Annotated in this window: 9 protein-coding genes and 2 tRNA genes; 3 read left to right on the top strand and 8 right to left on the bottom strand. The window is 63.1% G+C overall.

From position 1 onward, the window contains the following. Window positions 1-223: 223 nt before the first annotated feature. From AB8841_RS17575 to AB8841_RS17555, 5 genes are all read right to left on the bottom strand, one after another. Window positions 224-2,932 (bottom strand): valine--tRNA ligase, encoded by a 2,709-nt coding sequence (locus tag AB8841_RS17575; protein ID WP_370437111.1) that lies wholly within the window; start codon window positions 2,930-2,932, stop codon window positions 224-226. Between the two features lie 98 nt (window positions 2,933-3,030). Next, window positions 3,031-3,555 carry a PopZ family protein gene (locus AB8841_RS17570; protein ID WP_370437110.1) on the bottom strand — a complete coding sequence of 175 codons (525 nt, stop codon included), beginning with the start codon at window positions 3,553-3,555 and terminating at the stop codon, window positions 3,031-3,033. Between the two features lie 156 nt (window positions 3,556-3,711). Continuing rightward, the gene (locus AB8841_RS17565) at window positions 3,712-5,076 is read right to left on the bottom strand and encodes a TolC family outer membrane protein (RefSeq protein ID WP_370439297.1); all 1,365 of its coding nucleotides are present in this window, start codon (window positions 5,074-5,076) and stop codon (window positions 3,712-3,714) included. Window positions 5,077-5,500: 424 nt separating this feature from the next. Continuing rightward, entirely contained in the window at window positions 5,501-6,163 is a 663-nt protein-coding gene (locus tag AB8841_RS17560) for a protein-L-isoaspartate O-methyltransferase (RefSeq protein WP_370437109.1), read from the bottom strand. Window positions 6,164-6,188: 25 nt separating this feature from the next. Next, a tRNA-Cys gene (locus tag AB8841_RS17555) sits at window positions 6,189-6,262 on the bottom strand. A gap of 200 nt (window positions 6,263-6,462) precedes the next feature. Here AB8841_RS17555 and AB8841_RS17550 point away from each other — a divergent pair. The 3 genes from AB8841_RS17550 (at window position 6,463) to sseA (ending at window position 8,770) form a co-directional block, all read left to right on the top strand. Next, a tRNA-Asn gene (locus AB8841_RS17550) sits at window positions 6,463-6,537 on the top strand. A gap of 615 nt (window positions 6,538-7,152) precedes the next feature. Beyond that, on the top strand, window positions 7,153-7,875 hold the full coding sequence (locus AB8841_RS17545; protein ID WP_370437108.1) for an alanyl-tRNA editing protein: 723 nt from the start codon (window positions 7,153-7,155) through the stop codon (window positions 7,873-7,875). A gap of 40 nt (window positions 7,876-7,915) precedes the next feature. Further along, window positions 7,916-8,770, top strand: a complete 855-nt coding sequence (gene sseA / locus AB8841_RS17540; RefSeq protein ID WP_370437107.1) for a 3-mercaptopyruvate sulfurtransferase — start codon at window positions 7,916-7,918, stop codon at window positions 8,768-8,770. Window positions 8,771-8,988: 218 nt separating this feature from the next. On the opposite strand, the gene AB8841_RS17535 is transcribed toward sseA, so the two are convergent. The 3 genes from AB8841_RS17535 to AB8841_RS17525 form a co-directional block, all read right to left on the bottom strand. Then, window positions 8,989-9,705 (bottom strand): amino acid ABC transporter ATP-binding protein, encoded by a 717-nt coding sequence (locus AB8841_RS17535; protein WP_370439296.1) that lies wholly within the window; start codon window positions 9,703-9,705, stop codon window positions 8,989-8,991. Between the two features lie 78 nt (window positions 9,706-9,783). Continuing rightward, on the bottom strand, window positions 9,784-11,103 hold the full coding sequence (locus tag AB8841_RS17530) for an amino acid ABC transporter permease (protein ID WP_370437106.1): 1,320 nt from the start codon (window positions 11,101-11,103) through the stop codon (window positions 9,784-9,786). A gap of 8 nt (window positions 11,104-11,111) precedes the next feature. After that, window positions 11,112-12,314 (bottom strand): amino acid ABC transporter permease, encoded by a 1,203-nt coding sequence (locus AB8841_RS17525; RefSeq protein ID WP_370437105.1) that lies wholly within the window; start codon window positions 12,312-12,314, stop codon window positions 11,112-11,114. Between the last annotated feature and the right edge of the window lie 76 nt (window positions 12,315-12,390).

The raw sequence follows: 12,390 nt of genomic DNA, 5'->3' as shown, positions 1-12,390 counted from the left end.
ACGATGCTCCTCCGACGGAGCACCGCATTGTTTGAGCGGACCCAAGGGGCCGCGTCAGCGAATACCGGATCCACTTTTCCGCACGATGCTCTAGCGCGGCCCGCCGGGTCCGCACGATGCTCTACAGCATCGGACGCGAAGTCGAACTCACGTCCGATGCATTAAGTCTATGTTTTGAGCATCTTTTCACGCAAAACCGGTTCCCACTTTTGCGTCCGATGCTCTAGGCGTCCTTCAGACGCCCGAGCGCCTCTTCCATCTTGGTCTTGCGGGCGAGAGCGTCCTCGCGGCGCTCGCGCTGCTCGTCGACCACCTCTTCGGGGGCGCGCTTGATGAAGTCGGCATTCCCGAGCTTCGCGTCGATCTTGCCGATATCGACGTCGAGCTTCTGGATCTCCTTGGCGAGACGCGCGCGCTCGGCATCGAGGTCGATCACGCCCTCCAGCGGAAGCGCCGCCACTTCACCGCGGATGAGGAGCTGGATCGAGCTCTTCGGCGCCGCGTCGACGAAGGAGATCTCGGAGAGGCGCGCGAGACGCTTCACGATATCGCCCCAGCGGTCCGCCCGGGCCTTCACGTCGGCGGAGGACGCGACGAGCGCAAGCGGGATCTGCGCGCCGGCGGGCACGTTCGTCTCGGAACGGGCGGAGCGGATCTCGTTGACGAGGTCAACCACCCAGCCGATCTCGGCCTCGGCCTGGCCGTCGATGAGATGATCGAGGTTCGACCACGGCGCCAGCGCCAGGACCGTCTCACGCTTCGGCCCCTCCTGCCCCTTCACGTCCCACAGCTCTTCCGTGAGGAAGGGCATGAAGGGATGAAGCAGCTTGCAGATCTCATCGAGAATGAACGCGATCGTGGCGCGGGTCTCCGTCTTGGCCGGAGAATCGGCACCCTGCAGCACGGGCTTGGCGAGTTCCAGCGTCCAGTCGCAGAACACGTTCCACACGAAGCGATAGGCCGCGAGCGCCGCCTCGTTGAAGCGGTAGGCCTGGATGCCGGCGGCGACCTCGTTGATGGCCTTCGCGCATTCGCTGAGCGCCCATTTGTTGAGCGTCTCCCCGACCGCCTTGGGATCGAAACCGTCGACCCGCTTGCACTCGTTCATCTCGGCAAAGCGCGCCGCGTTCCAGATCTTGGTCGCGAAGTTGCGGTAGCCTTCGACACGCTGCACGGACAGCTTGATGTCGCGTCCCTGCGCCGCCATGGCCGACAGGGTCATGCGCAGTGCATCCGCGCCGTATTGCTCGATCACGTCGAGCGGGTCGATGACGTTGCCCTTCGACTTCGACATCTTCGCGCCCTTCTCGTCGCGGACGAGGGCGTGGATATAGACCGTGTCGAACGGCACTTCCTCCATGAAGTGCAGACCCATCATCATCATCCGGGCGACCCAGAAGAAGATGATGTCGAAGCCCGTGACCAGGGTATTGGTCGGGTAGTAGCGCTTCAGCTCCGGCGTCTCGTCCGGCCAGCCGAGCGTCGAGAACGGCCAGAGCGCGGAGGAGAACCAGGTGTCGAGCACGTCCTCGTCGCGCTTGAGCGCCACGTCGTGGCCATGCTTGGCGCGGGCTTGAGCCTTCGCGTCCTCTTCCGAATGCGCCACGAAGACGTTGCCCTCGTCGTCATACCAGGCCGGGATCTGATGGCCCCACCAGAGCTGGCGCGAGATGCACCACGGCTCGATGTTCTCCAGCCACTGGAAGTAGGTCTTCTCCCAGTTCTCGGGCACGAACTTGGTCTTGCCCTTGCGCACGGCGTCGAGCGCGCGGTCGGCCAGCGGCTTCACGTTCACGTACCACTGGTCGGTCAGATAGGGCTCGATGACCACGTTCGAGCGGTCGCCATGCGGCACCGTATGGGTGTGCGGCTCGATCTGCACGAGGATCTCGCGCTCCTCGAGCATGGCGACGATGCGCTTGCGAGCCTCGAAGCGGTCGAGGCCGTCGAGGGCGAGAACCGCCTTCAGGTCGTCCGTCTCGGTGAGGCCCTCAAGGAAGCTCTCGTTGCCGGAGAGCGCGAGCTGCGCCTCCGTGCCGAAGATGTTGATCAGCGGCAGCTTGTGGCGCTTGCCGACCTCGAAATCGTTGAAGTCGTGCGCGGGCGTGATCTTCACCGCGCCCGTGCCCTTCTCGGGATCCGAATACTCGTCCGCGACGATCGGAATGCGGCGGCCGACCAGGGGCAGGACGGCGAACTTGCCGATCAGGTCCTTGTAGCGCTCGTCCTCCGGGTGCACGGCGACCGCGACGTCGCCGAGCATCGTCTCGGGCCGCGTGGTCGCGACGGTGATCGAGCGGTCGGGCATTCCCTCGATGGCGTAGCGGATATGCCAGAGATTGCCCTTCACCTCGACCTGCATCACCTCCAGGTCGGAGATCGCGGTCTGGAACTTGGGGTCCCAGTTCACGAGGCGCTTGTCCTTGTAGATCAGCCCCTGGCCGTAGAGATCCACGAACACCTTGAGGACGGCCTTTGACAGGCCCTCGTCCATGGTGAAGCGCTCGCGGGACCAGTCGCAGGAGGCGCCCAGGCGCTTGAGCTGGCGCACGATGGTACCGCCGGACTCCTCTTTCCACTCCCACACGCGCTTGATGAATTCCTCACGGCCGAGTTCGCGGCGGTGGATCTGCTTTTCCATCAGCCGGCGCTCGACCACCATCTGGGTGGCAATGCCCGCATGGTCGGTGCCCGGCTGCCAGAGCACGTCGCGCCCGCGCATGCGCTCGAAGCGGCAGAGGATGTCCTGAATCGTGTTGTTGAGGGCATGCCCCATATGGAGCGAGCCGGTTACGTTCGGCGGCGGAATGACGATGGAATAAGGGTCGGCGCCCTTACGATCGGGCCGTCCGGCCTTGAAGGCCTCGGCCTCCTCCCAACGGGTGGCGATGCGTGCTTCGACGGAAGCGGGGTCGAACGTCTTGTCCATCATGATGTGGTACCGGCCTGTTGGCGCGCCAAACGCGCAAGCAAGACGGCTACAAACCGGACGGATCGAGGGAAGTCAACCGATGGACGAAAACTTCAAGCTTAGCCTCGCGTCAGGCGCTTGATTTCGGCCTGGACGAGGCGTTCGACGAGGTCAGGAAGGTTTTCATCGAGCCACGCCCTGAGCATGGGGCGGAGCATTTCCTTCATCAGCTCCTCGATCGTCGGCGACCGGCTTGCCGCACGCGCCGCCGCCAGTTGGGCGAAAGCCTCGGAGACCGATGTTTCGGCCGCGCGGGACATCAGGGCCTCGCCCGGATTCCGCTCGCAAGGCTGCGAGAAGGCCTGAGCAGCCGCCCTTTCGGAGGGCACGGATCGAACGGGCTTCGCGGCCTCTTCACTGTCCCTTGCGCGGGCGTAGGAGGGCTCGCTCCGGAACGGCCCCTCCTGGGCAAGAGGCCATTCTTCCCCGGCAGGCTCAGGTAAGGTGCCGGAATAAAAGCCGGATGATACGTGGCGTTCGGCGATGTCGAGAACGGTTTGCAACGGCGTCGGGTCGGACTCGCTTGCGCTAGGCTCGGGATCCTCTGAAATAATCCGGCGGATGGATGCTAAAATATCATCCATCGACGGCTCGTTAGCCTTCAGGTTCATCGAACCCATCGCCCCACCCAGTAAAATAGAGTTCTTAGAATCTCTTTATCGAGAATATTATGAGTATTTTACGCAAACCCGCAGAAAACAAGCGGGGCCGGAACCAAACCGTTCCAGCCCCGATACTTATCAACGACCGTCAGGCGTCGTCGTACCGATCCAGAGATCTTTGACCTGATCGTAGTGAACCTTGGGGCTGTAGTGATTCACGGCGAGGCCCAGGGCGCGGGAATTGAGGCGACCCATCGCGCTGACGAGCTGATAGGAGGCCACGACGCGATCGCGCTGCGCCTGAATCAGGTTCACGCGCGCCGTGAGAAGCTCCTGCTGGGCGTTCAGCACGTCGAGGGTGGTGCGCTGGCCGACCCGGGCTTCCTCGCGGACACCGCTCAGAGCGGTTTCGGCGGCATCGATCTGAGCCTGGGCCGCCTGGATCTGCGCGCGAGCCGCTTCGAGAGCGCCCCAGTTCGAGACGACGGCGGCGCGCACCTGATCGCGGACCCAGTCGGCCTGGAGCTGAGCCTGACCGGCCTGCTCCTTGGCCTGCCGCGTGGCGGAATAGGCCTGACCGCCTTCATAGATGGGAACCGTCAGGCGAGCCCCGGCGGAGGCGATGAGGTTCTCGTCGTTGCCGATCCGGGTGTCGTAGCGCTGGGAGACGGAGGCCGTGACGCCGAGCTGCGGAGCCAGGGCGCCTTCCGCGATCTTGACCTGGAGTTCGGCCGCGTCGACCTGGTGCTGGGCCGCCTTGATGGCCGGATGCTCGCCGAAAGCGACCTTGAGCGCCCTATCCAGCGAACCGGGAGTGAGCTTGTCGAGGGGCCGCCCGGGCGCCAGCTGCCGCGGCTCGACGCCCACGAACTGCCGATAGCGCGCGATGCTCGCCCGCAGATTGGCCTCGGCCTGGGCTTCCTGCGAGCGGGCGGCCGCCAGACGTGATTCCGCCTGGGCCACGTCGGTCCGGGTCACCTCGCCGACATTGAACCGGTCCCGGGTCTGGCGGAGCTGTTCGTCGATGACCTCGACGTTGTTGCGCTGAAGGTCGAGAATCGCCGTGTCCCGCAGCACGTCCATGTAGGCCGTAGCGGCATTGACCAGAGTGGATTGCTCCGTCGTGGTCAGGTCTTCGCGGGCCGCGAGGACGCCGGATTCGGCCCGGCGCACGGAATTGTCCGTCCGGAAGCCGTCGAAGACCGTCTGGTTGACCTCGATCCCGAAGCCGCGAGGGGTGAGGATCGTGGTTTGCTCCCCGCCGCCCAAGATCGTCGACGGGGTGCGGCTGTCATAGTTGGAATAAGTGCGCGCGATATCGGCCGTGCCGGTGATCGTCGGGCGATAGCCGGACTTCGCCTGGGCGACGTTTTCATCCGTCGCACGCACGCTGGCGCGCTGAGCGTTCAAGTTGGGGTTGTTGCCATAGGACTTGGCCAGAGCGCTTTCCAGCGTCTCGGCCGAAACGTTGCTCGCAGCCGCCAAAACGAACACGGAGGTCATGGCCCCGAGGAGGATGCGATTCTGCCTGCTGGATTGCTTCCCGTTCACGCTGACCTGCCTAACGACCCAAGATACCAAAAAACTCACGAGCGAAACCGATTCACAAGCCTCGCACGATTTAAAGCGCAACAATACCCATCACGGCCGAGTCGGCAATAACGCACAGCTCGCAACGGCATTTTAGCAGCGAGGTGGCGCAAAAAAGCGACACCTTTCTCGAAGGATTTAAAGGATATTAAGGATTTAGAGACCGGGACCAGGGCAACGGACCCAAAAGTGGCATCCACTTTGGGGGGCTGACCCCGATACTCCCTCCGAGAGCATCGAGCACGAAAGTGGGAACCGGTTTTGCCTGAAAAGATACTCAAGAATATAGACTTGAGGAGCGCTTCGCCTGAGCGGGCCCGAAGGGCCACACGATGCGCTAGAACGTGAAACCGGGCTCTTGCACGAAGGGCGCGAGCACGGGAGCCGCCGCGTCGAACAGGGTCCGCTCACCGAACACATTGCCCGTGCGCACATAAAGCGTCACGCGCGCCGCGCGGCCGCGGCCCTTCACGCAAACCAGGCGGCCGCCATCAGCCAACTGCTCCAGAAGCCCGTCCGGACGCAGATCGACCGCACCATTGATCAGAATAACGTTATAGGGAGCATTCTTCGGGTGCCCCCGATCGAGAGCGCCCATCACCACCTCGACGCCATCGAAGCCGGCAGCCGCAAGGCTGTTCCTCGCCTCGACGACGAGAGCCTCATCCGATTCCAGCGCCGTCACCTGGGCGCCGAGCTCGGCGAGGACGGCGGAGGCATAACCGCGACCACAGGCCACATCCAAGGCCTTGTCTCCGGCCACGACGCTCAGAGCCTGAATCATGCGGCCCAAGTTCATCGGGGAGAGCATGTACCGGCGGGCGGCACCTTCATCGATCAGGATGTCCTGGTCGATATAGGCAAGCCCCTCACGGCCGGGGAGAACGAACGTCTCACGCGGAACGCTGCCCATGGCATCGAGCAGCGAGATGTCGTTCACATCGAAAGTGCGCAGCTGGCTATCAACCATCATTCGGCGCGCTTGCGAGAAATCGACCATAGGGATTGCCTTCAGAAATTCGACTTGGAGGCCTCGCCCGGAATCGAACCGGGGTGCAAGGATTTGCAGTCCTCTGCGTAACCACTCCGCCACGAGGCCATCCGGGGCGTACCGCGACTGCGGCGGAAGCCTCATAGCAAGTGCCCTCCCAAAGAGCAACAGCCCGTTTTGCGAGATCGCCGACGAAAGGGGCTTGCAACGCGCCAAACCCGTGTTATATGCCACGCACCGTCGCCGACGAGAGCTGCTCCGGCAGCCCTGGCGATAGAGAGGCACCGCCTCTCGAAGGTATGGCTTATTCCGGCGTGGCGCAGCGGTAGCGCAGCGGACTGTTAATCCGTTGGTCGTAGGTTCGAATCCTACCGCCGGAGCCAATTTCTCTCCCCAATCACGAAGAACTCGGTTTTCTCCCTGTAAGCTGGCCTTTGGCCTCTGCAGGCACGCATGCCGGCAAGCGTGGCGATTGCCCTTGTCCGCACATTCCGTTGCCGAGCCACCGATCCCGTCGCATCGTGCCCCTGCCCTCAATGGGACCGTGACGATTCCATTTCCCGGATGCGACCAAGTCTCATCGCAAGTCTCATCGCACATCCACGGCACCTCGCAGGTTCGAAAGGGCCCGCAGGTTCGAACCCAAGGCCATCGCTCGATGGAATGACAGCCCCGATTCACAAATTGCGGAGCGAAATTCCGATGGTCCTCACGAAAGACGGCGCAATTTTCGTCCGTGATCCGGTGGGAGCGGTCGTTCGTCCGGATTTTTTTGTCCTCGACGATGAAACGACTTCGCAGACTTATCCACACCCGCGCTGGAATCATGCACCCGCACCATCGTTTGCGGGCTCAGGGACGGAAACGCTCAGGTGCTCAAATGTCCGCGCAACACCGAAAGCCCGATCCGTCGACGGCTTGACCCGACCCTCTGGTTTCCAGCAGCATCGGGATCCCTGCGCGGGAACGCTCCCGCATCCTCGTCTCCCGGATTGACCATGACCGCCACCACTCTCCTGTTTCGCGACGATGCCTATGCCCGTTCCTGCACGGCGACCGTTCTCGATGTGACGCCCGAGGGTGGCGTCATCCTCGACCGGACCGTGTTCTATGCTCAAGGCGGCGGCCAGCCGGGCGATGTCGGCTTCATCCGGCGTCGGAACGGCGATTCGGTCACCGTGACCAACACGGTTTACGGCTCCGACCGCTCGCAGGTCGTTCATCTGGTGGGCCCGGAGGCCGCCTCGAGCTTTTCCCAGGGAGAGAACGTCGAGATCGAACTCGATTGGGAGCGTCGCTTCAAGCGCATGCGCGTCCATACCGCGCTGCACGTCCTGAGCGTCGTTCTGCCTTATCCGGTCACCGGCGGCGCGGTCGGCGACGGCGACGGACGCCTCGATTTCGACATTCCCGATGCGGGTCTCGACAAGGCCGAGCTGACCGACCGTCTGAACGCATTGATCGCGCGTGATGCGCCCGTCACGGAGCGCTGGATCACGGACGAGGAGCTCGATGCGAATCCCGGTCTCGTGAAGACCATGTCGGTGAAACCCCCGCGCGGATCGGGCCGGGTGCGCCTCGTGGAGATCGAGGGAATCGATCTTCAGCCCTGCGGCGGCACGCATGTGCGCCGCACCGGCGAGATCGGCCGGGCCCTCGTCACCGACATCGAGAAGAAGGGCAAGCAGAACCGCCGCGTTCGCCTGTCCCTTGTGGACTGAAGCGCTATTTCATCGACAGGACACCGCCAGGAGCATTCCCATGTCCCCTCCCTTCGTTTCACCCGAGCGCCTGCAGGAGCATCTCGACGATCCGAATGTCGTGATCGTCGACGGTTCCTGGTATCTGCCGGCGCAGAATCGCGATCCGCAGGCAGAATTCCTGGCGGGCCACATTCCAGGCGCGGTGCGCTTCGACATCGACACGGTCAAGGACACCGCCTCGTCCCTGCCGCATATGCTCCCCTCGCCCCAGGATTTTGCGAAAGCCGTGGGAAAGCTGGGCATCAGTCAGGACATGACCATCGTCGTCTACGATGGCATCGGCCTCTACTCCGCTCCGCGCGTGCGATGGATGTTCCAGATCTTCGGCGCTCCCCGGGTCTTTATTCTCGAAGGAGGATTTCCCGCCTGGAAGGCGGAGGGCCGGCCGATCGAAACCGGGCCGGAGCAGCCCCGCGCCCATCGAACCTTCACGCCCTCCTTCAATGCGGCCGCCGTCGCGAACGCCGCCGTCGTTCACGATGCGGTTCGTTCGAACTCCGCGCAGGTGATCGATGCACGCGCTGCCGACCGGTTCAGGGGTGAGGCACCGGAGCCGAGGGCCGGCCTCCGGTCGGGACACATTCCCGGCAGCCTCAATCTTCCGTGGGGCGATATCGTGGAGAACGGACGCCTCAAGGACAAGGCCAGTCTCATGCGGGCGATCCGGGAGGCGGGCCTCGATCTCGACCGCCCCATCATCGCAAGCTGCGGCTCGGGCGTTTCGGCGGCCGTTCTTTCGGTCGCCTTCGAGACCCTGGGGCATCCCGCAAAGGCGATCTATGACGGATCCTGGTCCGAATGGGGATCGCGGGAGGACCTGCCGGTCGAAACGGGGCCTGCGAAGAGAGGGTGAGCGGCCCGGGCATTCCCCTCTCTTCCAAGGCGATCTTCAAAGCCGCATCTCAACAAAAAGGCCCCGGGTGGTTCCGGGGCCTATCTCTTTTGCACCTAGAGCATCGTGCGGAAAGGTGGACCCGGTATTCCGCAATGAACAATGCGCTGCTCTAAGAAGGGAGCATCGGACCCAAAAGTGGATTCCACTTCCCGCGTCCGCTGCTCTAGCAGAATGGCTCAGTGCAGGATCTGGGACAGGAAGAGCTTGGTGCGCTCGTGCTGCGGATTCTTGAAGAACTCGTCGGGCGTGTTCATTTCCACGATCTGTCCGTAATCCATGAAGATCACCCGGTCGGCCACCTGCCGGGCAAAGCCCATCTCGTGGGTGACGCAGAGCATGGTCATGCCCTCCTCGGCGAGCCCCACCATGGTGTCGAGCACCTCCTTCACCATTTCGGGATCCAGAGCGGAGGTCGGCTCGTCGAACAGCATGATCTTCGGGCTCATGCAGAGCGAGCGCGCAATCGCCACGCGCTGCTGCTGACCGCCCGACAGCTGTCCGGGATACTTGTTCGCCTGTTCCGGGATCTTCACCCGCTTCAGGTAGTGCATCGCGACCTCTTCCGCCTCCTTCTTGGGCATCTTCTTCACCCAGATCGGCGCGAGCGTGCAGTTCTCGAGGATCGTGAGATGCGGGAAGAGGTTGAAGTGCTGGAACACCATGCCGACGTCGCGCCGCACCTCGTCGATGCGCTTGAGGTCGTTCGTCAACTCGGTTCCGTCGACGATGATGCGGCCCTTCTGGTGCTCCTCCAGGCGATTGATGCAGCGGATCATCGTGGACTTGCCGGACCCCGACGGACCGCAGATCACGATGCGCTCGCGCCGGCGCACGTCGAGGTTGATGTCGCGCAGCACGTGGAATTCACCATACCACTTGTGCACGTCGATCATCTGCACGGCGGATTCGGCCTGCGGGTCGAGAGCGGCGGTCTGAGCTGTTTGGGATGTCACTGTCGTTGCCATGAATGATTACCGTTTCTGACCTGCCGCGAGGCGCCGCTCGACTCCAAGCGAGTAGCGCGACATGCCGAAGCAGAAGATGAAATAGAACAGAGCCGCGAAGGCATAGCCCGTCAGGCCGATATTGGGCGCTGCCCAGTTTGGATCGATGCGCGAGGCCTCGATCGTCTTGACCACGTCGAAGATGCCCACGATCGACACCAGGGAGGTGTCCTTGAACAATCCGATGAAGGTGTTCACGATCCCCGGGATCACGATGCGCAGGGCCTGCGGCAGGATGATGAGGACCATCATCTGCGGGTAGTTCAGGCCGAGCGACATCGCACCTTCATATTGCCCCTTCGGCATGGCCTGGAGGCCGCCGCGCACGACCTCGGCCATGTAGGCGGAGGAGAAGAGCGCCGTACCGATGAGGGGACGCAGCAGACGGTCGACCGTGATGTCACCTGGCAGGAAGAGCGGCAGCATCGTGTTGGCCATGATGAGCACCGTGATCAACGGCACGCCGCGGACGAACTCGATGAAAACGACCGAAGCCATCCGCACGATCGGCAGCTTCGAGCGGCGCCCGAGAGCCAGGAGAATGCCGAAAGGCAGCGAGCAGACGATGCCCACCGTGGCCACCAAGAGCGTCACGAGGATGCCGCCCCAGAGGGCGGTCGGCACGGGAGACAGGCCGAAATCGATCGACATCAGACCAAGGGTGATGCCGACGACGGCGACGATGCCGCCTCCGATGATCAGGGCCGGACGCAAGGACGTCTTGAGAATCGCGGCGACGAACGCGAAGAGCGCGATCAGCAGGGCGCCGAAAATCAGGAACCCGATCCAGAAGCGGCTGCTGAAGTTGGCGTTGCCGCCCGTCAGCAGGATGTAGGAGAAGATCGGGAACAGCCAGAAGAAATAAATGGCTCCCAGGTCCCGGCGCGGCGCTCTCAGCCACAAAAGCCAGCCCACGCCCAATCCCAGGAGGGCGAAGAAGATATCGACCCTCCAGCGCTGCGAAATCGGATAAGAGCCATAGGTGAAGTAGCCGAGCTTCTCGCGGATGAAGGCCCAGCAGGCGCCGGCTTCGTTTCCACCCATGTCGGCCCGGCAGGCAGCGCGGTCGGTCCCGCTCCACACGGCATCCACGAACAGGAAGCGCACGAGGGGCGGGATGCTGACATAGAGCAGATAAAGGACCACCAGGGTCAGCACGGTGTTGAAGGGGCCCGAGAAGAGGTTCTCCCGGGCCCAGGCGATGGGGCCGCGCGTCAGATTCGGCGGAGGCAGAGCCTCCTCCTGCTTGGCGCGGACGAAACGAGGCATATCGACGGTGGTGCTCATCGGAATTCCTATCGTTCGACGATTGCCACACGGCGGTTGTAGATGTTCATCACGGCCGAGGTCACGAGACTGATCGTGAGATACACGCCCATGGTGATAACGACGACTTCGATGGCCTGACCCGTCTGATTGAGAACGGTGCCCATGAACACCTGCACGAGATCGGGATATCCGATTGCGACGGCCAGCGACGAGTTCTTCGTCAGGTTGAGGTACTGGCTCGTCAGCGGCGGGATAATGACGCGCATCGCCTGTGGAATGACCACGAGACGAAGAGTCTGGCCCGACTTGAGGCCGAGCGAGCTTGCCGCCTCGGTCTGCCCCTTCGACACGGCGAGAATTCCCGCGCGCACGACCTCGGCGATGAAGGCCGCCGTATAGGTGGTGAGGCCGAGCAGCAGGGCGACGAATTCCGGCAGGATCTGCATGCCGCCGGTCAGGTTGAAGGTGCCCTTCTTCGGCAGATCGAAGCCGATCGGGTTGGCGCCTGCGAGGGTCAGAACGATCCAGGTCACGACGGGCAGGCCGACAACGAGGCCGAGCGTCACGAGACCGACGGGAGACTGCCGCCCCGTCTTTTCCTGCTGGGTCTTCGCCCAGCGGCGATAGACGAAGGCGCCCACGAGGCCGATCGCCAGCACGGCCGGAATGGCCCATGCGTCCGCCGCATAGACGGGCCGGGGCATGAAGAAACCGCGCGAGTTGAGGAAGAAGCCGGCGCCCATTTCCAGCGAATTACGCGGCTGTGGCAGCGGCCCGAGAACCGCGATGTACCAGAACAGCAGCTGCACCAGGAGTGGGACGTTGCGCAGCGCTTCGACATAGACCATGGCGACCTTCGCGACCATCCAGTTCGTGGACAGGCGGGCAATTCCGATGAGGAAGCCGAGAATGGTCGTGAAGAAGATTCCGATGGCGGAAACGATCAGCGTGTTGAGCAGGCCTACGAGGAATGCGTCGCCATAGGTCGAGCCGGCCGCGCTGAACGGGATCAGCGACTGGCTGATGTCGAATCCGGCCGTATTTTCGAGGAAGCCGAAGCCGGACGCGATCTTGGCCCGCTGCAGGTTCTCGATAGCGTTGGTGGCGGCCACATAGAACAGGTAGCCGACGACGGCGACCAGGAGGACCTGGTAGAAAACCCCACGGACCTTCGGATCGTAAAGAAACGATTTTTTGGGTGGCGATGTCTGGCTGACAACGGTCTGCACTGAACTCAATCCTCTGACGGCTGACTTTGTTAGGCCGTCCTCCCCCGTGTTCATGCAATTGTCGCTGCCATGAACG

This window comes from Microvirga sp. TS319 (assembly GCF_041276405.1).
In the GTDB taxonomy this organism is placed as follows: Bacteria; Pseudomonadota; Alphaproteobacteria; order Rhizobiales; family Beijerinckiaceae; genus Microvirga.
Note: the sequence above shows the minus strand (reverse complement) of the source record. Positions and strands in the feature narration are given on the sequence as shown.

What these genes read in the sequence shown, in the direction of transcription:
- AB8841_RS17560 (WP_370437109.1), bottom strand. Translation starts at nt 6,163, where the DNA reads ATGGTCGATTTCTCGCAAGCGCGCCGAATGATGGTTGATAGCCAGCTG.
- AB8841_RS17575 (WP_370437111.1), bottom strand. Translation starts at nt 2,932, where the DNA reads ATGATGGACAAGACGTTCGACCCCGCTTCCGTCGAAGCACGCATCGCC.
- AB8841_RS17535 (WP_370439296.1), bottom strand. Translation starts at nt 9,705, where the DNA reads ATGATCGACGTGCACAAGTGGTATGGTGAATTCCACGTGCTGCGCGAC.
- sseA (WP_370437107.1), top strand. Translation starts at nt 7,916, where the DNA reads ATGTCCCCTCCCTTCGTTTCACCCGAGCGCCTGCAGGAGCATCTCGAC.
- AB8841_RS17530 (WP_370437106.1), bottom strand. Translation starts at nt 11,103, where the DNA reads ATGAGCACCACCGTCGATATGCCTCGTTTCGTCCGCGCCAAGCAGGAG.
- AB8841_RS17565 (WP_370439297.1), bottom strand. Translation starts at nt 5,076, where the DNA reads ATGACCTCCGTGTTCGTTTTGGCGGCTGCGAGCAACGTTTCGGCCGAG.
- AB8841_RS17545 (WP_370437108.1), top strand. Translation starts at nt 7,153, where the DNA reads ATGACCGCCACCACTCTCCTGTTTCGCGACGATGCCTATGCCCGTTCC.
- AB8841_RS17570 (WP_370437110.1), bottom strand. Translation starts at nt 3,555, where the DNA reads ATGGATGATATTTTAGCATCCATCCGCCGGATTATTTCAGAGGATCCC.